General features: G+C 72.4%; 14 protein-coding genes. 6 read left to right on the top strand and 8 right to left on the bottom strand.

Going from position 1 to position 18,951, the window contains the following annotated elements; genetic code table 11:
- Positions 1–20: 20 nt before the first annotated feature.
- The 8 genes from ACIQU4_RS37815 to ACIQU4_RS37780 form a co-directional block, all read right to left on the bottom strand.
- Positions 21–1,469, bottom strand: coding sequence for an FAD-dependent oxidoreductase (locus tag ACIQU4_RS37815; RefSeq protein ID WP_403740970.1), 1,449 nt, complete (start codon positions 1,467–1,469; stop codon positions 21–23).
- Positions 1,466–3,721 (bottom strand): molybdopterin oxidoreductase family protein, encoded by a 2,256-nt coding sequence (locus ACIQU4_RS37810; protein WP_403740968.1) that lies wholly within the window; start codon positions 3,719–3,721, stop codon positions 1,466–1,468. The genes ACIQU4_RS37815 and ACIQU4_RS37810 overlap by 4 nt, the downstream gene beginning before the upstream one ends.
- A complete protein-coding gene (locus tag ACIQU4_RS37805; RefSeq protein WP_403740965.1) occupies positions 3,714–5,129 on the bottom strand; it encodes an MFS transporter in 1,416 nt (471 codons plus the stop codon). The genes ACIQU4_RS37810 and ACIQU4_RS37805 overlap by 8 nt, the downstream gene beginning before the upstream one ends.
- A gap of 22 nt (positions 5,130–5,151) precedes the next feature.
- A complete protein-coding gene (locus ACIQU4_RS37800; RefSeq protein WP_403740962.1) occupies positions 5,152–6,612 on the bottom strand; it encodes a lyase family protein in 1,461 nt (486 codons plus the stop codon).
- Positions 6,609–8,597, bottom strand: a complete 1,989-nt coding sequence (locus tag ACIQU4_RS37795) for an FAD/NAD(P)-binding protein (RefSeq protein WP_403740959.1) — start codon at positions 8,595–8,597, stop codon at positions 6,609–6,611. Before ACIQU4_RS37795 ends, ACIQU4_RS37800 begins: the two co-directional genes overlap by 4 nt.
- A gap of 94 nt (positions 8,598–8,691) precedes the next feature.
- A complete protein-coding gene (locus ACIQU4_RS37790) occupies positions 8,692–10,308 on the bottom strand; it encodes an AMP-binding protein (protein ID WP_403740956.1) in 1,617 nt (538 codons plus the stop codon).
- A 97-nt stretch (positions 10,309–10,405) separates the two neighbouring features.
- Positions 10,406–10,948, bottom strand: a complete 543-nt coding sequence (locus tag ACIQU4_RS37785) for an SRPBCC family protein (protein WP_403740953.1) — start codon at positions 10,946–10,948, stop codon at positions 10,406–10,408.
- Positions 10,949–11,112: 164 nt separating this feature from the next.
- A complete protein-coding gene (locus ACIQU4_RS37780; RefSeq protein WP_403740951.1) occupies positions 11,113–12,093 on the bottom strand; it encodes an NADPH:quinone reductase in 981 nt (326 codons plus the stop codon).
- Between the two features lie 225 nt (positions 12,094–12,318).
- On the opposite strand from ACIQU4_RS37780, the gene ACIQU4_RS37775 reads away from it, so the two are divergent.
- The 6 genes from ACIQU4_RS37775 (at position 12,319) to ACIQU4_RS37750 (ending at position 18,942) form a co-directional block, all read left to right on the top strand.
- Positions 12,319–13,491: a 3-deoxy-7-phosphoheptulonate synthase gene (locus ACIQU4_RS37775; RefSeq protein ID WP_403740949.1), complete on the top strand. Its 1,173-nt coding sequence runs from the start codon at positions 12,319–12,321 to the stop codon at positions 13,489–13,491.
- Between the two features lie 19 nt (positions 13,492–13,510).
- A complete protein-coding gene (locus tag ACIQU4_RS37770) occupies positions 13,511–14,281 on the top strand; it encodes a 2,3-dihydro-2,3-dihydroxybenzoate dehydrogenase (protein ID WP_403740946.1) in 771 nt (256 codons plus the stop codon).
- A gap of 78 nt (positions 14,282–14,359) precedes the next feature.
- Positions 14,360–14,983 carry an isochorismatase family protein gene (locus ACIQU4_RS37765; RefSeq protein ID WP_030160668.1) on the top strand — a complete coding sequence of 208 codons (624 nt, stop codon included), beginning with the start codon at positions 14,360–14,362 and terminating at the stop codon, positions 14,981–14,983.
- Entirely contained in the window at positions 14,980–16,893 is a 1,914-nt protein-coding gene (locus tag ACIQU4_RS37760; RefSeq protein ID WP_403740943.1) for an anthranilate synthase family protein, read from the top strand. The genes ACIQU4_RS37765 and ACIQU4_RS37760 overlap by 4 nt, the downstream gene beginning before the upstream one ends.
- Before the next feature lie 132 nt (positions 16,894–17,025).
- Positions 17,026–18,048, top strand: a complete 1,023-nt coding sequence (locus ACIQU4_RS37755; RefSeq protein WP_403740941.1) for a 3-oxoacyl-ACP synthase III family protein — start codon at positions 17,026–17,028, stop codon at positions 18,046–18,048.
- A gap of 69 nt (positions 18,049–18,117) precedes the next feature.
- Complete coding sequence (locus tag ACIQU4_RS37750) at positions 18,118–18,942, top strand: arylamine N-acetyltransferase (protein ID WP_403740939.1); 825 nt, start codon at positions 18,118–18,120, stop codon at positions 18,940–18,942.
- The last annotated feature ends 9 nt before the right edge of the window (positions 18,943–18,951 follow it).

Genomic DNA, 18,951 nt, shown 5'->3' with positions numbered 1-18,951 from the left:
GTGGGGGCCGCCGCGCCGGGTCAACTGCCGGTCGCGGCAGCGCTGGTGGAGGCCAGGGCGGTGCAGATGGACTCCACCTGGCGGGTGCAGCCGCCGCAGCCGGTGGTCGCGCGGGTGGCGTCCGCGAGCTCGGCGAGCTCGCGCGCTCCGGCGTGCCAGGCCTGGGTGAGGTCCTGATGGGTGACGTTGTTGCACAGGCAGACGACGGTTTCGGGCGTGATCTCGGCGGAGCCGGCCCTGGCCAGGCGGGGTGCGCGGCCCAGGAGCAGGCTGAGCCGGTCGCGCGGGACGGGCGCGTCGTGGACGTACAGCTCGGTCGTGGTGGCGATGGCCCGGTCGAAGCCGAGGAGGACCCCGGCGGTGATGCGTTCGCCGGTCAGCTCCAGGCGCGCGTAGCGGCCGTTCGCCGGGTCGTTGAGGGTGATCGTCTCGTCGGAGGGGGCGCTGCCGGGGATGCCGAGGACCACGAGGCCGGGGCCTGCGATACGGGGCCGCAGGACGCGGCGGGCTGGGGCCACACCGCGGGCGCCGGCGGCGAGGTGGCGGGCCAGGGCCTCGGCCTGGGCCCAGCCGGAGGCCAGGGATCCGCCGCGGCTGCCGCGGTGTTCGGCGCAGTCGCCGACGGCGTGGATCAGCGGGTCGTCGGTGCGCATGCAGTCGTCGACGAGGACTCCGGTGCGGACGGCCAGTCCGGCGGTGCGGGCCAGGCCGGTCTCGGGCAGGACGCCGGTGCACAGCAGCAGGGTGTCGGCGGGCAGGGCGGCGCCGTCGGCGAGGGTGAGGGAGCCGGGGGCGTGGGCGGTGACGGGGGTGTAGGCGGTGGCGGGGCTGCCCGCGACGAGATCGACGCCGGCGGCGGTGAGCCGGTCGCGTACGAGGGCACCCGCGGCCGCGTCCAGGAGGTGGTCCATCGGCCAGGGGCCGGGGTGGACGAGGGTGACGGGACGGTTCTTGAGGGCCAGCGCGAACGCGGCTTCGACGCCCAGGGATCCGGCGCCCAGGATGGTCACGGGGGCCCGGGCGGCCACCACGGCCGGGGCGGTGAGCCGGGCGCAGTCGGCGAGGGTGCGCAGGACGGCGACCCCGGCGGCCGGGCTCCCGTCGGGGGTGCGCAGGCCGGGCAGGTCGGGGAGGCGCGGGGAGGCGCCGGTGGCCAGGACCAGCCGGGCGTACGGGAAGACGTCCCCGGCCGCGGTGTGCACGCGGCGGCGGACCCGGTCGATGCGGACGGCGCAGACGCCGGTCCGGATCGTGGTGTCGCCGGGCGGCGGGGGCAGTTCCATCGCCTCGGTCGGCAGGCTGCCGTCGAGGGCGGAGGTGAGCAGGGCCCGGTGGTAGGCCGGGGTGTCCTCGGCGCCGAGCACGGTGACGGGGTCCTCGCAGCCGAAGTGGCGCAGCCGGTCGAGGATCTGGTGGGCGGCCGGGCCGTTGCCGATGACGAGGAGCGGCGCGGTGGGGTGCGTGGTCATGGGCGCGCGTCCTGGAGGAGTGCGGTGCCGGGGCCGGGGGCGGGGGCGAGCACGATGCCGTCGCCGTCGTCCTCGATGCCGTCGTCCTCGAAGCCCCTCTCGGCGTCCGTCTCGGGGAATTCGAGGTCCGCCGGTTCGATCCGGACCGCGCACACCTTGAACTCGGGCATGCGGCTGCGCGGGTCGAGGGCGTCGTTGGTGAGCAGGTTGGCCCGCCCGGCGCCCGGGAAGTGGAACGGCAGGAAGACGGTGTCGGCGCGCAGGGTGGGGTCCAGGCGCACCCGGGCGAGCGTGGTGCCGCGCGCGGAGCTGACCCGGGCGTGGCCGCCTTCGGTCAGGCCGGCCCGGGCGGCCGTGTCGGGATGCACCTCGACGTGCACCTCGGGGGCGGCGGCGGTCAGCTGCGGCACCCGGCGGGTCTGCGCACCGGACTGGTACTGGGCCAGGACCCGGCCCGTGGTGGCGTACAGCGGGTGCTCGGCGTGCGCCTCCTCGGCGGGCGGGCGGTGTTCCACCTCGGCGAAGCGGGCGCGGCCGTCGGGGTGGGCGAACCGGTCGAGGAAGAGCCGGGGGGTGCCGGGGTGGGCGGCTTCGCCGTCGGCGGTGCGCGGGCAGGGCCAGTGCAGGGTCTCGCCCGCGTCGAGGCGTTCGTAGTCGATTCCCGAGTAGTCGGCGGGCCCGCCCCGGGAGGCGCGCCCCAACTCATCGAAGACGGCCCGGGGTTCGGCCGGGTAGCGCTCGGGGAGGTCGCCCAGCCGGGTGGCGAGCGCGCGCAGTACCGCGAGGTCGGAGCGGGCCCCGGGCGGCGGGTCGAGCAGCCGGCGCCGGCGCAGGATGCGGCCTTCGAGGTTGGTCAGGGTGCCTTCCTCCTCGGCCCACTGGGTGACGGGCAGCACCACGTCGGCCATGCGCGCGGTCTCGGAGGGTACGAAGTCGGCGACGACGAGCAGGTCCAGGGAGGCCAGGCGCTCGGCGACGCGGTCGGCGCGCGGGGCGGAGACCACCGGGTTGGCGCCGAAGACGAGCAGGGCGCGCGGGCCGGTGTCGGTGCCGAGGGCGCTGAGGAGTTCGTAGGCGCTGCGGCCCGGGCCCGGGAGGACCTCGGGGTCGACGCCCCAGACCTCCGCCACGTGCGCGCGGGCCGCCGGGTCGGTGATCATCCGGTAGCCGGGCAGCTGGTCGGCCTTCTGGCCGTGCTCGCGGCCGCCCTGGCCGTTGCCCTGGCCGGTGAGGCAGCCGTAGCCGCCGCCTTCGCGGCCGGGCAGGCCCAGGGCGAGCGCGATGTTGATGAATGCGGCGACGGTGTCGGTGCCCTTGCTGTGCTGTTCGGCGCCGCGTCCGGTGAGGACGTACGCGCGGTCGGCGGCGGCGAGCATCCGCACGGCCTCGCGCTGGTCGCTGACGGGTACGCCGGTGACCTTCTCCACCCGCTCGGGCCACCACGAGGCGGCGCGCTTCCACGCGGCTTCGAAGCCGGTGGTGCGGTGGTCGACGTAGGCCCGGTCGGTGCGGCCGTCGACGACGAGGATGTGCATCAGGCCGAGGGCGAGGGCCAGGTCGGTGCCGGGGCGCGGCTGGAGGTGCAGGGCCGCGCGGGCGGCGGTGGGGGTGCGGCGGGGGTCGATGACGATCAGCCGGGCGGCGGTGAGGTGGCGCATGAGCGGGGGCATCGTCTCGGCGGGGTTGGCCCCGGCGAGCAGGATCGTGTCGGCGGCCGCGAGGTCGGTGACGGGGAAGGGCAGTCCGCGGTCCAGGCCGAAGGCGGCGTTCCCGGCGGCGGCCGCCGAGGACATGCAGAAGCGGCCGTTGTAGTCGATCTGGCTGGTGCCGAGGGCGAGGCGGGCGAACTTGCCGAGGAGGTACGCCTTTTCGTTGGTGAGCCCGCCGCCGCCGAACACGCCGACGGCGTCGGGGCCGTGCTCGGCGCGGATCCGGGTGAGGGCGGCGGCCACGGTGTCGAGGGCGGTGTCCCAGTCGGTGGGGCGCAGGGTCCCGCCGGCGTCCCGGACCATCGGGGTCCGGATCCGGTCGGGGGTGGTGAGCAGGGTGGGGGCGGTCCAGCCCTTCTGGCACAGGCCGCCGCTGTTGACGGGGAACTCCGGGTCGGGCCGGACCTCGGCTCCGCCCGCCGGGTCGGCGCGGCTCAGCAGGGTGCCGCATTGCAGGGCGCAGTACGGGCAGTGGGTCCGTACGGTCCCGGCGTCGGCGGCGCCGTCGGCGTCGGCGCCGTCGGGCGGGGTCCGGTCAGACATGCACGTTCTCCGGGTGGGTGGCGGCGGCCGCCGTCCGCTGCTCGCGCTGCGGGGCCGGGGCGCCGGCCCGCTCGCGGCGTACGTAGACCGTCCAGGTCACGGCGGCGCACACGGCGTAGTAGCCGAGGAAGGACAGGAAGGCGGGGGCGCCGTTGCTCGCGCCGCCGCTGTAGGCGCCGCGGAAGGCGAGGTTGATGGCGACTCCGCCGAGGGCGCCGATCGCGCCCGAGATGCCGATGGCGGCGCCCGACAGGCGACGGGCGGCGGCGAAGGCCCGGGTGGCGTCCTGGCCGTCCACGATGCGGGCCTCGGCCTGGCGGGTGAAGACCGCGGGGATCAGCTTGTAGGTGGAGCCGTTGCCGATGCCGCTGAGGACGAACAGGGCGGTGAATCCGGCGATGAAGATCGTCAGGGAGTCGCGTGCCGAGGCGAGGAGCAGCACCCCGGTGCCGGCGCCCATGCCGGCGAAGGTGATGAGGCTGATGCGGGCGCCGCCGAACCGGTCGGCGAGCCAGCCGCCGAGGGGGCGGGAGAAGGAGCCGAGCAGCGGGCCGAGGAAGGTGTACGAGGCCGCCTGGAGCGGGGTGGAGCCGAACTGGGTCTGCAGGACCAGCCCGAAGGCGAAGCCGTAGCCGATGAACGAGCCGAAGGTGCCGATGTAGAGGAGCGAGATGAGCCAGGTGTCCCGCTGGGCGAGGGCCTCGCGCTGGGCGCCCGGGTCGGTCCGTACGGTCGCGATGTTGTCCATCTTCAGCGCGCAGACCAGGGAGACGAGCACGATGAGCGGCAGGTAGCAGGCGGCGATGTACGCCGGGTGGGTGTCGCCCGCGGTGGAGATGACGAGCAGGCCCAGCAGCTGGACGGCGGCGACGCCGAGGTTGCCGCCGCCCGCGTTGAGGCCGAGGGCCCAGCCCTGGTGGCGGCGCGGGAAGAAGCCGGTGATGTTGGTCATCGAGGAGGCGAAGTTGCCGCCGCCGACCCCGCCGAGGGCGCTGATCAGCAGGAACACCCACAGCGGGGTGCCGGGGCGCTGGATGAACCACACGGTGAGCAGGGCCGGCACCAGCAGGATCGCCGAGGCGAAGACGGTCCAGTTGCGGCCGCCGAACCGGGTGACGGCGTAGCTGTACGAGGGGCGCAGGAGGGCGCCGACGAGCGTGGGGGTGACGACGAGGAGGAACTTCTCGTCGGGCGCGAAGCCGAGGCCGATCCGGGGCGTCATGAACAGCACCAGGACCGACCACATGCTCCAGATGGAGAAGCCGATGTGCTCGGAGACGACGGACAGGTAGAGGTTGCGCAGGGCGATGCGCTTGCCGCCCCGCTCCCAGTACTGCTCGTCCTCGGCGTCCCAGTCCTCGATCCAGCGCCCCTTGGCCGATCGCGTGGCTGCTCTCGCGGCACTCATGACCTGGTTTCTCCCTTGTCTGTCAGACGGTTGGTCCGGGGGGTGGGGACTGCGGCGGGGCCGGCTGCGGCTTCCGCGGTACGTCGGCCAGCGCGCGGTCGACGAGGGCGCCGGCGGCGCCGCTGTACCCGGCCGGGTCGCACAGCTGCGCGATGTAGTCCGCGCCGAGTCCGTGCCCGGCCTCGGACATCCCGGTGAGCACGGCGCCCAGGGGCTTCCCGCTCCCGGCGGCGGTGGCCGAGGCCTCGGTCAGCAGCTGCTTCGCGGCGGCCTTGCCCAGGCGCGGGGCGAGGCGGGCCGCGATGCGCTCGGAGACCACCTGGCCGCCGGTGAGGTCGAGGTTCTCGCGCATCCGGCCGGGCCGGACCTCCAGCCCCTCGGCGAGTTCGACCGCGGTGTGGGCGGCGCCGCCGGCCAGCCGCAGGCACTCGCGCAGCAGTTGCCACTCGGCGTGCCAGACGCCGGCGGCGCGCTCGTCCTCGGTGACCAGGCACTGGGTCAGTCCGGCGGCGATCACCGGGACCTGGAGGGCCGCCGATCGGATCAGCGTGGCGAGCACCGGGTTGCGCTTGTGCGGCATGGCGGAGGAGCTGCCGCGGCCGGCGGCGGTGGGTTCGGCGACCTCGCCCACCTCGGTCCGGGTCAGCGCCTGCACGTCGACCGCGATCTTGCCGAGGGCGCCGGCGGTGAAGGCCAGCGCGGCGGCGAGATCGGCGAGCGGGGTGCGCAGCGCGTGCCAGGGCAGCACCGGGCGGGCGAGTCCGGTCTCGGCGGCGAAGGCGTCGACGAGCCGGTCGAGGTAGGGGTGGGCGGTGTCGGCCGCCACGTCGGGGCGGTCGATGTCGGCGTACTCGAGGTAGCCGGCGAGGGTGCCGGCGGCTCCGCCGAGCGAGACCGGCAGGCCCTCGTCCAGGACGCGGGCGAGGCGGGCGTCGGCGTCGAGGACGAGGGCGCGCCAGCCCGCGGCCTTGAGTCCGAAGGTGGTGGGGACGGCGTGCAGGGCCAGGGTGCGGCCCGCCATCAGGGTGTCGCGGTGGGTGTGCGCGAGGCCCGCCAGGGCCTGCGCGGTCCGGGCGAGGTCCGCCCGGATCAGGCGCAGGGCCCTGGCGGCCACCAGCATGGCGCCGGTGTCGAAGATGTCCTGGCTGGTGGAGCCCCGGTGGACGAAGTCCGCGGCTTGCGGGTCGATGCCGCGGACCACCGCGGTGAGGGCCTGGACCAGGCCCACCACCGGGTTCGCGGTCTCCCGCGAGGCGAGCGCGAGGGCCCTCAGGTCGAACCGCTCGGCCCGGGCGGCCTCGGTGATGGCGGCCGCGGCGGCCCTCGGAAGGGTGCCGAGGCTCGCCTGGGCCCGGGCCAGGGCGGCCTCGGCGTCGAGCATGGCCTGGAGCCATGCCCGGTCGCCGACGGCCGCCTCGACCGCGGTGCCGGCCCGCACCGGGGACAGCAGGCCGGCGTCCACGAGAAGGCCCTCGTCGGTCATACGATCACGCCGGGCAGGGTGTCACCGGCCGACTCGTCGGCCACCGCGCGGATCCCGGCCGGGAGGCTCGCGAGCGGCGGCAGGGCCAGGACGGCGCGGGCGATCGCGTCGGAGTCGCCGAGCGTCACCGAGTCCACCCCGGGCCGGATGCCGGCCGCCGTGACCCAGTGCACGGACTCGGTCGGCACCCCGTAGGCGAAGCGGCGCGCGTGGGCGGTGCCGCGGGCGTCGATGAGCCGGTACGGGCGCTCGGTGACCGCGAGGCCGCCGGTCTGGTAGCCGCCCTGCTCGCCCGAGATGACGTACGGCTTGGCCTGGTCGGTGTCCAGCAGGTGCTGGAGCAGCGGGTCGGAGGTGCGCCGCAGGTCGGGCTCGGGCAGCCGGGACTCGATGAGCACCTGCGCCTTGACCTGCGGGCCGGGCACGGACGTGGACGCGGCCACGTACGTCTGCGTGTCGGTGTCGATGCGGACCTGGGTGCCGGGGCCGGTGATCGTCAGGACGCCGGCCTCGATGAGGGCGATCATCTCCTCGATGCGGGTGGCCGGCGGGCCGATGGAGAGGAAACCGTTGAGCGGGGTGTACCAGCCCTCCAGGTCGTCGCGGTGCGAGTCCCCGTCGAGACCGCCGTGGTCGACGGCGAGCCTGACCTCGTTGCGCAGGTCGCGCAGGACGTCCAGGGCCGCTTTGATCGGGCCGCTCAGGTTGCCCTGGCGGGCGGCGACGACGTCGGCCGCGAGGTACTGCACCAGCCAGCTCTGGAAGGTGTCGCGGTCGGCGAACTGCGTGTCGCCGTACGGGACGGAGAGCTTCTCCCAGCTCCAGTGCTGCTCCTCGGGGATGCCGTACTCGGCGAGCAGCCAGCCGCGGGCCTCGGCGTCCTCGGTCTCCAGGTAGCGCTCGGTGAACGCCTCGCGCTCCTCCGGCTGGCCGTTGGCGGCGAGCAGGGCGCCGTAGTAGACGCTCTCGACCTCAAGGGAGATGAAGGGCCACAGGTCTTCCTTGAAGGTGACCCGGCCGCCGGCGGCGGCGCGCTCGCGCAGGGCGCGCACGTAGTCCGGGGTCAGCAGCTTGGGGTAGTAACGGCCGTACGCACCCTTCTCGTTGTCGCCGCGGGCGTGGTACGGGATGCCGCGCCGGGAGAAGGCGTACAGCCGGGGCTCCTGCCCGGACGGCTGGTAGGCGAGCTTGCCGTCCTCGTCGCGGACGAAGGTGCCGCCGCGGCCGTGGCTGAACAGCGCCATGTAGTCGAAGAAGTTCAGGCCCAGGCCGCGGATGAGCACCGTCTGGCCGGGCTTGATCTGCGCGAGGTCCTTGTCTGCGGGGTTGCCCGGCGTCAGGTAGGTCAGGTAGTGGATGCGTGCCAGGGAGGCGGTGCGCGCCTCGCGCGGGGTCAGGCGGGCCGGGACGTGGCCCTGGGCCAGGATGATGGCGTCGAGGTCGTTCAGGCGGGTGCCGTCCTGCAGCCGGACGCCCTGCGGGCCGCCGGGGATGCCCAGGGTGTCGGCGACGGCCACGGCGCGGGAGCGGTGGACGTGGACGGTGACGTGCTTGGGGGCGCCGACGATGACGCGCTGGAAGCACTCGCTGAGGTAGTTGCCGTAGAAGGCGCGGGTGGGGTAGGTGTCCGGGCCCATGGCCGCGGCCTCGGCGAGGGTCCCCTCGTCGTAGTCCCCGAACTGGCCCAGCACGGAGAGGGACTTGGCCCACTCGTACAGGCTGGGGCCGGGCTCGATCGGGCCGTCGATCTTGCAGCTGTCGTCGGTGTAGACGGTGATCTGGCAGGCGACGGTGTTCATCAGCAGGTGGCGGGACTGGCCGGAGCGCCAGACCTGGCCGGCGCCGGGCGCGGCCGGGTCCACGACGTGGATGGCGACCGAGTCGTGGACGGGGTTCTCCCGCTCGTTGGCGACCAGGCGCTCGACGACGGACAGGCCGCGGGGACCGGCGCCGACGACGGCTATCTCTACGGACGAGCTGCTCATGCGTTTTCTCCGATGCTGTGGGGATGCAGGGTGGGAGCCGGGTCTGCGCGGTGGTGGGCCGGGCGCGGTGGCGCGGCGGAGTTCACCGGGGCGCTCATGCGGCGTCGGCTTTGACCTCGGTTCCGGTTTCGGCTTCGGCCTGGGTCTCGGCTTCCGCATCGCCCGCGACCAGTCGGGCGAGTTCGAGGCGCTTGATCTTGGTGGTGGCGGTCTGCGGGACGTCCTGGAGGCGCCACTGGACCGGGGCGGCGAGCTTCGGCAGGCCGATGACCGCGGACTTCCACGCGATCAGGTCGAGGGGCTTGTCGTCGCGCGTGCACACCACGGGGACCGGGACTCCGTCGGCGCCGGGGATGATGATGACCTCGATGAGCTCGTGCAGCCGGGTGAAGAGCTTGTCCTCGATCTCCAGGGTCGAGCCGATGCCCGGGATCTCGTCGACCTCGCGGTCGAGCAGGTGCAGGCAGCCCCACTTGGTGCGGTAGCCGAGGTCGCCCATGCGCCACCAGCCGTCGTGGACCTGCTTCTCCCAGCGCTCGTGCTCGGAGAGGTAGGTGATGATGCGGCCGTCGGACTTGATCTCGATGAAGCCGGGGTTCGTCTTGGTGACGGGGTTGCCGTCGCGGCTGACGACGCGGACGCCTGTCATGCCGGGGAACGGGGATCCGACGCAGCGGCCGTCGAAGTCCGCGCCGCCCTTGCGGGTGTAGGTGCGGGCCGCGATGGGGCCGACCTCGCTCTGGCCGTAGGCCTGGGCGAAGAGCGCGTTCTTCCGCTTGCTCGCCTTGAGCAGGATGCTGACCGTGCGCGGGTGGATCGCGTCGAAGGTCGAGCTGAAGTACTTGACGTTGGCGAGGGGCCCGCGCGGGTCGCCGGCCAGTTCCTCCCAGCGCAGGAAGGTGTTGGGGTGGGCCTCGATGAACCCGGGTGGGACCTGGGAGAAGATGTCGCCGACGGTCTCCGGGTCGTCCTCCTTGAGGACGATCAGGGTGTGGCCCTGGAGGATCGAGATCGGCATCGCCGTGAACATCCGCGAGTGGACGAACGAGACGTGCACGGCGACGGGTTCGCGCTTGGCGACGGCCGAGAAGACGGTGGCCTGCGGGCGGTAGCGGGCCTCGAAGGTGTGGCCGGTGTGGACGGCGAGCTTCGGGGTTCCGGTGGTGCCCGAGGTGTGCGTGATCAGGGTGGGGTGGTCCGGCGGCATCGGGATGGCCGGGACCCGGGTGGCGCCCGCGAGCGAGGCCAGTTCGATGGCCTCGCCGAAGGAACCCGTGGTCAGCAGCACCTCGGCCGTGATGTCGAAGATCTCGGCCGGCAGGTTGTGGTCGAGCTTTTCCTGGTCGGTGATCAGGAAGGGCCGGTCGATGCGGCGGACCAGCGTCGCGACCGTCTCGCCGTCCAGCTTCGGGGACAGCAGGGCCGGGATCGCGCCGATGCGGGCGATCGCGCAGGCCAGCAGCGAGATGTCGAAGCCGTCGGACTTGTGCACGACGACGTGGTGGTTGGGCCGTACGCCGACCGACCACAGACGGGAGGCGAAGTCGTCGATCAGGTCCGCGAGTTCGGTGAAGGTGGGTCGGCGCCCGAGCTGCGGGGCGATGTCCAGGTCGTGGTCCATGACCACGAGGCCCGCAGGGGTGCGGGCGGCCGCTCGGTCGAAGAGCGTACCCAGCCGGATGCCCTTGTTTCCTATGCGCTGGAGAAGCATGGCCTCGTTCTCTCAAGAGTGTCTTCGATGGCGTACGGGGAGTGGGCCGGCACCGCGGGGGAGGCCGGTGCCGGCGTCCGGGTGCGACAACGCAGGCTCAGCGGCCTTCGACGACGTCGCGGATGCGGGCGAGGGTGGCGTCGAGGTCCTGTTCGAGCTTCTCGGTCCAGTCGGTGATGAACTGCTTGCGCCGGACCTCGTCCAGGTCGGCGACGATCTTGTGGATGCCGGCCGTCGCCTTGCCCATCCGGAAGTGGTGCACGAGGACCGAGCCCTGCTGCGCCGGCTCGATGTCGAAGCCCCAGACGGACTCCTGGTCCTCCTGGGCGTGGGTCAGCATCATCCAGCGGAAGGTGCGGCCGGGCTCCGCCGCCGTGATGCGGGCCTCGGTGTACCAGGTGCCGCGGACCAGCGGGGCCCAGCCGACGACGTCCTCGGCGCGCAGGTTCTCGCCGCGGAAAACCGCGCCGACGCTGGAGGGTTCACCGGAAATCCACTCGCCGCCCTGGCATTCCGGGCTCCACTCGGCGCTCCGGGTCAGGTCGCTCACGACGTCGTAGATCTCCTGCGCAGTGGCCGCGACGGGAATATCCGCGCGGACCTCGAAAAGCGGGGTCGAGTCGATGATGGAGTTCGTCATGGCCGAAATACTGCTGCTCGACCATTCGCCACTCAAGACTCTTGTCGCAGGTCCATCAGGTCTTTTACCCGTGTATTGCACAATGAAATTCAAGACATGCGGGAGCGGCGCCGCGATAATGATTCCACGGCGCCGCCGGCAGCTTTTTCCCGCAGCTTTTTACGTCAGGAACGGGCGCGCAGCACCAGCTTTCCCGTCACCTTGCCCTCGTCCAGCAGGCGGTGCGCCTCGGCCGCCGCCGACAGCGGCAGCACCTCGGTGCCGCGCGGCCGCAGCAGCCCGGCCGCCGTCAGCTTGTTGACGTGGGCCGCGGCGGCGGCCAGCCGGCCCGCGGTGGCGTGCGAGATGGCGAAACCGCGGACCGAGCAGTCCTTGAGGTAGAGCGGCCCCACCGGCAGCACGGGACGGGTGCGCAGCCCCGCGAGCAGCACGATCCGGCCGCGGCTCGCGAGCAGGTCCACCGCGGTGTCCAGGTCGTTGCGGCCCGAGGTGTCGACGTGGATGTCCACCCCGTCCGGGCTGAGCTCCCGGATCCGGCCGGCCACGTCGGGGTCGTTGTAGTCGATGACCTCGGCCGCGCCGAGCTCCCGTACGTAGTCGAAGTCGCGCGGCGAGGACGTGGCGATGACCCGGGCTCCGGCCTGGGCGGCCATCGTGACCAGCGCACTGCCCACGTTGCCCGCGGCCCCCGCCACCAGCACGGTGTCGCCGGCGGTGATCCGGCCCTGGTCGAAGAGGGCGAGGTAGGCCGTGACGGCGGGGTGCGCGAGGGCCACCGCGTCGACCGGGTCCACCCCCTCGGGCAGTGGGTAGAGCCGGTCGGCCGGGACGACGGCCTGCTCGGCGGCGGCGCCCTGGCGGCCGTCGTGTCCGAGGCTGTTGCACCAGACCCGGTCCCCCGGCGCGAAGCGGTGGGCGACCTCGGGGCCGGCGGCCAGCACCGTACCGACGAGGTCCCTGCCGATCACGAAGGGGAAGGCGAGCGGGGTGCGCCAGGCACCCGAGCGGACGAAGGTGTCGACGTGGTTGACGGACACGACGTCGACCTCGACGAGCACGTCGGACGGCCCCGGCTGCGGAGCGGGCAGCTCACCGAAGCGGATGAGCTCCGCGGGACCCAACTGTTCGATATAGGCGGCATGCATGGTTCGGATTCTGTTCGCAGCGGCCGCCGCGGGAAACCCCGTGCCGATTTTCAGTCAGGTGTGAGTTAAGCGATCACCGGCGGATTTGTCAGGTGCGGCCGCCCCACCTGACGGAGTGAGTATCGGCCGGTGGGTGCCGCCCCAATTACCCAGCAGCATCGATAATCCGCCACCCCTCAGTTCTGCCCATACGCCAGACTTGGGCCCATTTCCTGGGAGTTTCCTGTGGTTACAGCCTCACTCACCGTCAGAAAAGCGTCGGCCCTCCAACAGCCCGACTGGGCCGATTCCCCCGAACTGGCAAAAGTAAAGGACGATCTTTCCCAGCGTCCTGCTTTGGTCAATGCCGGAGACGTCCGACGCCTGCGCTCCCACCTCGCACGGGTGGCCGCCGGCGAGGCCTTCGTGGTCCAGGCGGGCGACTGCGCCGAGGACCCCTCGGAGTGCGACGCGGGCTACATCGCGCGCAAGTCCGCCCTCCTCGACATGCTCGCCGGCACCCTGAAGATGATCACGCACAAGCCGGTGGTCCGGATCGGGCGGCTCGCCGGCCAGTTCGCCAAGCCGCGCTCGCGCCCGACCGAGGTCGTGGACGGGGTCGAACTGCCCGTCTACCGCGGGCACATGGTCAACGGCCCCGACGCCGGCCTGGCCGACCGCCTCCCCGACCCCTTCCGCCTGCTCTCCGGCTACCGGGCCGCCGCGCAGGCCATGGCCCACCTCGGCTGGACCGACCCGGCCCGCCGCTCCGGCATCTGCCCGCCGGTGTGGACCAGCCACGAGGCGCTGCTCCTCGATTACGAACTGCCCATGATGCGCTGGGACGAGGAGGGCAGCCCGCTGCTGACCTCGACCCACTTCCCGTGGATCGGCGAGCGCACCCGCCAGATCGACGGCCCCCACGTGGACATGCTGGCCGGGGTCGTCAACCCGGTCGCCTGCAAGGTGGGCCCGTCGATGGAGCCGGAGGAGCTCATCGAGCTGTGCCGGCGCCTCGACCCCTGGCGCGAGCCCGGCCGCCTCACCCTGATCGCCCGCATGGGCGCCGACCTGGTCGCCGAGCGCCTGCCCGCGCTCGTGGACGCGGTCCGGCAGGCCGGACACCCGGTGATCTGGCTGACCGACCCCATGCACGGCAACACCTTCTCCGCCCCCGGCGGTCACAAGACCCGTCTCGTCGCCACCGTCGTCAAGGAGATCCAGGGCTTCCAGGCTGCCGTGGCCCAGGGCGGCGGGATCGCGGGCGGGCTGCACCTGGAGACGACCCCGGACGACGTCACCGAGTGCGCGACCGGTGAGGACCAGCTGGACACGGTCGGAGAGAAGTACACGAGCCTGTGCGACCCCCGCCTCAACCCGAACCAGGCCTACGCCGTGGTGACGCAGTGGCGAGCCTGAACCAGCAGGGAGATTGGACATGGAGAACAAGGTCGCCCTCGTCACAGGAGCCGCGGGAGGTATCGGCCTTGCCGTAACCCGCCTGCTCGCCGAGGAGGGCGCGACGGTGGCCGCCGTGGACCGGGACGCCGAGAGGCTGCGGGAGTCGGTGGAGAAGCTGGCCACCGACGGGCTGGACGTCCACGCCCACCCGGCCGACGTCACCGTCACCGAGCAGGTCGAGGCCGTCGTGGACGCGGTCGAGTCCCAACTCGGCCCGCTGGACTTCCTCGTCAACACGGCGGGGATCCTGCGCCTGGGCGAGGTAAGGGACTTCAGCGACGAGGACTGGCTGCAGACCTTCGAGGTCAACGTCAGCGGCGTCTTCCGGCTGTCCCGCGCCGCCGTCAACCGGATGATCCCCCGCAACCGCGGGGCCATCGTCACCGTCGCCTCGAACGCGTCCGGCACCCCCCGTACCGCCATGGGCGCCTACGGCGCCTCCAAGGCCGCCGCGACCATGCTCACCAAGACGCTCGGCCTCGAAGTGGCCAAGCACAACATCCGCTGCAACGTCGTCGCCCCCGGGTCCACCGACACGGCGATGCTCGCCTCCATGTGGGAGGACGAGCAGGGCCCCGCGAGGACCATCGCGGGCAGCCCCGATTCCTACAAGGTCGGCATCCCGCTGGGCAAGCTCGCCCGGACCAACGACATCGCCGAATCCGTGCTCTTCCTGCTCTCCGACCGGGCGGCACACATCACCCTGCACGTCCTCACCGTGGACGGCGGAGCCACCCTCGGCGCGTGAGCCCGCCCCCGACCGGCCCGCCCACCCCATCCGCCCCTGCGCAGCCCCTTTGAGGAACAGACATCCGAGAGGACATTCATGGCCGGCATACCGACCATCGAGCCCTATCCCCTCCCGACCGCGGGAGACATCCCCCCGTCCGTACCGCAGTGGTCGTTCGACCCGGAACGAGCCGTGCTGCTCGTCCACGACATGCAGCGCTACTTCCTCGCACCCTTCCCCGAAGGGCTGCGCGCCGAGCTGACGGACAACGCCGTACTGCTGCGTGAGCACTTCAAGGCCCACGGCGCCCCCGTCGCCTACACCGCCCAGCCCGGCGGCATGACCCCCGAGCAGCGCGGGCTGCTCGCGGACATCTGGGGTCCCGGGATGCGTACGACGCCCGAGGACCGCGAGGTCGTCCCCGCGCTCGCCCCCGCCCCCGAGGACTGGGTCTGCACCAAGTGGCGCTACAGCGCCTTCTTCAACACCGACCTGCTGGAACGCATGCGCGCCGCCGGCCGGGACCAGCTCGTGATCTGCGGTGTCTACGCGCACGTCGGCGTGCTGACCACGGCCATCGAGTCCTTCAGCCACGACATCCAGACCTTCCTGGTCGCGGATGCCATCGGCGACTTCAGCGAGCTGGAGCACCGGCTGGCCATCGACTACGCGTCCAAGCGGTGCGCGGTCGTCACCACCGCCAAGGAGATCGCCGGATGACCTCACCGCTGCTGGCCCGCGTCCTGGGCCCCAATCCGCCCCCCTTCGCCCTCCTCTACCGCCCCGAAGCCGCCGGCCCCGGGATCCTCGACGTCATCGTCGGCGAGAGCGCCACCGTGGACTCGCTGGCGCAGCTGCGCGCACCGGGTGCCCCCGGCGACCCGGACGCCGCGGCCGCGCCGGCCGCGAGCGGCTCCCGGCACGAGGTGCTCGCGCTGATCCCGTACCGGCAGATCTCCGAGCGGGGCTTCGCCGCCCCCGAGGAGGACACCCCGCTGGTCGCGATGACCGTCACCGGGCAGGAGCAGATCTCGCTCGTCGAGGCGCTCTCCCGGATCCCCGACCTGCCGATCGAACTCGAAGGAGGAACGTTCGACGTCTCCGACGAGGAGTACGCGGACACCGTGCGCCGGGTGATCTCGGACGAGATCGGCGAGGGCGCGGGCGCCAACTTCGTCCTCAAGCGGTCCTGGACCACCGGCATCCGCGCGTACTCCACCGGCCACGCGCTGACCCTCTTCCGGCGGCTGCTGGAGAAGGAGTCCGGCGCGTACTGGACCTTCGTCGTGCACACCGGCGAGCGCACGCTCGTCGGCGCCAGTCCCGAGCGGCACGTCAGCCTGCGCGAGGGCACCGCCGTCATGAACCCGATCAGCGGCACGTACCGCTATCCGGCGGCCGGGCCCTCACTGCCTGAGGTCATGGACTTCCTCGCCGACACCAAGGAGGTCGACGAGCTCTACATGGTGGTGGACGAGGAACTCAAGATGATGGCCCGGATCTGCGAGGGCGGTGCCCGCGTCGACGGACCGTACCTCAAGGAGATGGCCCGCCTCGCCCACACCGAGTACTTCATCGAGGGCCGCAGTACGCGCCCCCCGGAGGAGATCCTGCGCGAGACCCTGTTCGCCCCGACCGTCACCGGCAGTCCGCTGGAGAGCGCGGCCCAGGTCATCGCCAAGTACGAGCCCCAGGGCCGCGGTTACTACAGCGGCGTACTGGCTCTGATCGGCCGCGACGAGCAGGGCGGGGACGCGCTGGACTCGTCCATCCTGATCCGCACGGCCGACATCGGCGCCGGCGGCGAGGTCCGCATCGGGGTCGGCGCCACCCTGGTCCGCCACTCCGACCCGTGGTCGGAGGTGGCCGAGACCGCGGCCAAGGCCGCCGGGCTGCTCGCGGCCCTCGAATCGGGGGGCGGCCCGGCCCGGTTCGCCACCCATCCCACCGTTCGCGCGGCACTGGAGGACCGCAACCGCACGATCGCCGGCTACTGGCTCAAGGAGGACCGGGACCGGGCGGCCGTGGATCCGGAGCTGGCCGGCCGAACGGTGCTGGTGGTGGACGCCGAGGACACGTTCACGGCGATGATCGCCCGCCAACTGGAGTCCATAGGGCTGGACGTGACGATTCGCCGCTACGACGAGTCGTACTCCTTCGACGGACACGACCTGGTGGTGATGGGCCCCGGCCCGGGCGACCCCCGGGACGGCTCCCACCCCAAGATCGACCACCTGCGCGCGGCGATACGGAACCTGCTGGACGAACGGCGGCCCTTCCTGGCCGTCTGCCTCAGCCACCAGGTGCTGTCCACCGCGCTCGGCTTCGACCTGGTCCGCCGCAGCGAGCCCAACCAGGGCGTGCAGAAGGAGATCGACTTCTTCGGCAGACCGGAACGGGTCGGTTTCTACAACACCTTCGCCGCCCGCTCCCTGGTCGACTCGGCCGTCGTCCCCGGTGTCGGGCCCGTGGACATCAGCCGCGATCCGGAGACCGGGGAGGTGCACGCGCTGCGCGGCCCGCACTTCGCGTCGATGCAGTTCCACGCCGAGTCGGTGCTGACGCAGAACGGACCGCGCATCACCGGGGACCTGCTGTCCTCGCTGACGGCGCGGGTGCTCGCCGCCTGACGCGGCGCGGGGCGGTCCGGCCCGCCCGGACCCCCCCGCGACCCCGTACCTGACAAGGTCCCACGGACGCCGTTGTCGGCATTTCCCCGGGACGGAACCATGAGTTTCACGCAGTGTTGAGGAGTCGTAGAAATGATCACGACGGGAAATCACGGTGCGCGCAATGCTTTTTCGGTGGGCGTGCTCGGTACGGGGTCGTACGTACCGGCTCATGTCGTTTCCAACGAAGAAGTCGGAGCGCCGGCCGGAGTTGATCACGAATGGATACTCGGCAAGACGGGAATACGCGAGCGGCGTTGGGCGAAGCCCGATGAAGCAACATCCGATCTCGCGGTGATCGCGGGGCGGGCGGCACTGGAAAGTGCCGGAATCCGCGCCCGGCAGCTGTCGTTCATCGTGGTGGCGACCTCCACCCCCGACCAGCCCCAGCCGCCGACGGCGGCCGTGGTCGCCGCCGAGCTCGGCGCGGACCAGGGCACCGCCGCCTTCGACGTCAACGGCGTCTGCACGGGCTTCCTGTTCGCCCTGACCACGGCGCAGGGCATGCTCGCCGCCGCCACCGGCGAGGGCTACGCCCTGGTCATCGGCGCCGACGTGTACTCCCGGATCCTCAACCGCGAGGACCGGCGCACCACGATCCTGTTCGGTGACGGCGCCGGCGCCGTCGTCCTCGGCCCGGCGGCCGGGGAAGGCCGCGGCATCCTCGCGAACCGGCTGGCCAGTTTCGCGGCCGACCGCCATCTGATCGAGGTCCCCGGCGGCGGCAGCCGTATTCCGACCACCGCCGAAACCCTCGCCGAGGGACTTCAGTACTTCACCATGAACGGCCGGGGCGTCCGCGATTTCGTCGCCGCGAACGTCCCGCCCGCCATCCACGCATTCCTTTCGGAACGCGGCCTCACCACCGCGGACATCGCGCATTTCGTTCCGCACCAGGCCAACGGACACATGCTGAAAGACCTCTCCGAGGAAATCGGAGTGGGCACCGACCGCACCTGGACGACGTACGAGAGGTACGGCAACACCGGCGCCGCCTCAGTCCCGATCACCCTCGACCGCGCGGCCCGCTCCGGCCGGCTGGCCGACGGCGACCTGGTCCTGCTCGCGGGCTTCGGCGGCGGCATGGCCCTGGGTCTGTCGCTCGTCCGCTGGTAACCCTCCCGCGGACCCCTCCCTCCCTGCCCTCCCCGCTCCCCGGGGGGCGACACCCTTCAAGGAGATTCCATGCTGGACGCAACCCCGATCGACGACGCCCGGGTCGACGCCTACCTCACCCGGATCGGCGCGAGCCGCCCCGCGCAGCCCGACCTCGCCGGACTGCGGCACCTGGCCGAACGCGCCGTGCTGTCCGTGCCGTTCGAGAACCTCGACTACCACCTCGAAGGCCGCGAGATCCACATGGATCAGCGCTCCGTCGACAAGGTGGCGATCGACCACCGCGGCGGCGGCTGCTACGAGGTCAACCCGGCGCTCGGCTTCGTGCTGGAGGCCCTGGGCTACGAGGTCGACATCCTGCCGGGCCGCGTGCACCGGCCGGAGGGCCTCGGCCCGTTGCTCGGCCACCTCGCCCTGAAGGTCGCCATCGGCGACAAGGTGTACCTCGTCGACACCGGCTTCGGCCGCAACAGCCGCTTCCCGCTCGACTTCACCGACCGCGAGGTCCAGAGCGACCCGCACGGCGAGTACCAGCTCAAGGACGTCGAGGGGCAGCCGGGCACCGTGGACCTGTGGCTCGGCGGCCGCCCGCTGTACCAGGTGGTCGAGACCCCGGTCCGCATCGAGGACTACGGCCCCTCGCTGTGGTGGTACCGCACGGCGCCCGACTCCTCCTTCATGCAGGCGCTGTTCTGCTCCATCCGCACCGAGACCGGCCTGGTCACCCTCAAGGGCCGCCACCTGAACGTCGTCGACGGCGACCAGCGCTCGAAGACCGTCCTCCAGGACGACGCCGAGGTCATCACCGCGTACAAGACCCACTTCGGCATCAGCCTCGACCGACTGCCCACCGAGCCGGAGAACTCCACCACCACCGGCGTCCGCACCGACTGAGAGAGTCCC

Origin of the sequence: Streptomyces sp. NPDC090741, from assembly GCF_044769045.1 — a bacterium.
GTDB lineage: Bacteria > Actinomycetota > Actinomycetes > Streptomycetales > Streptomycetaceae > Streptomyces.
This window is presented reverse-complemented; position numbering and strand designations above follow the sequence as displayed.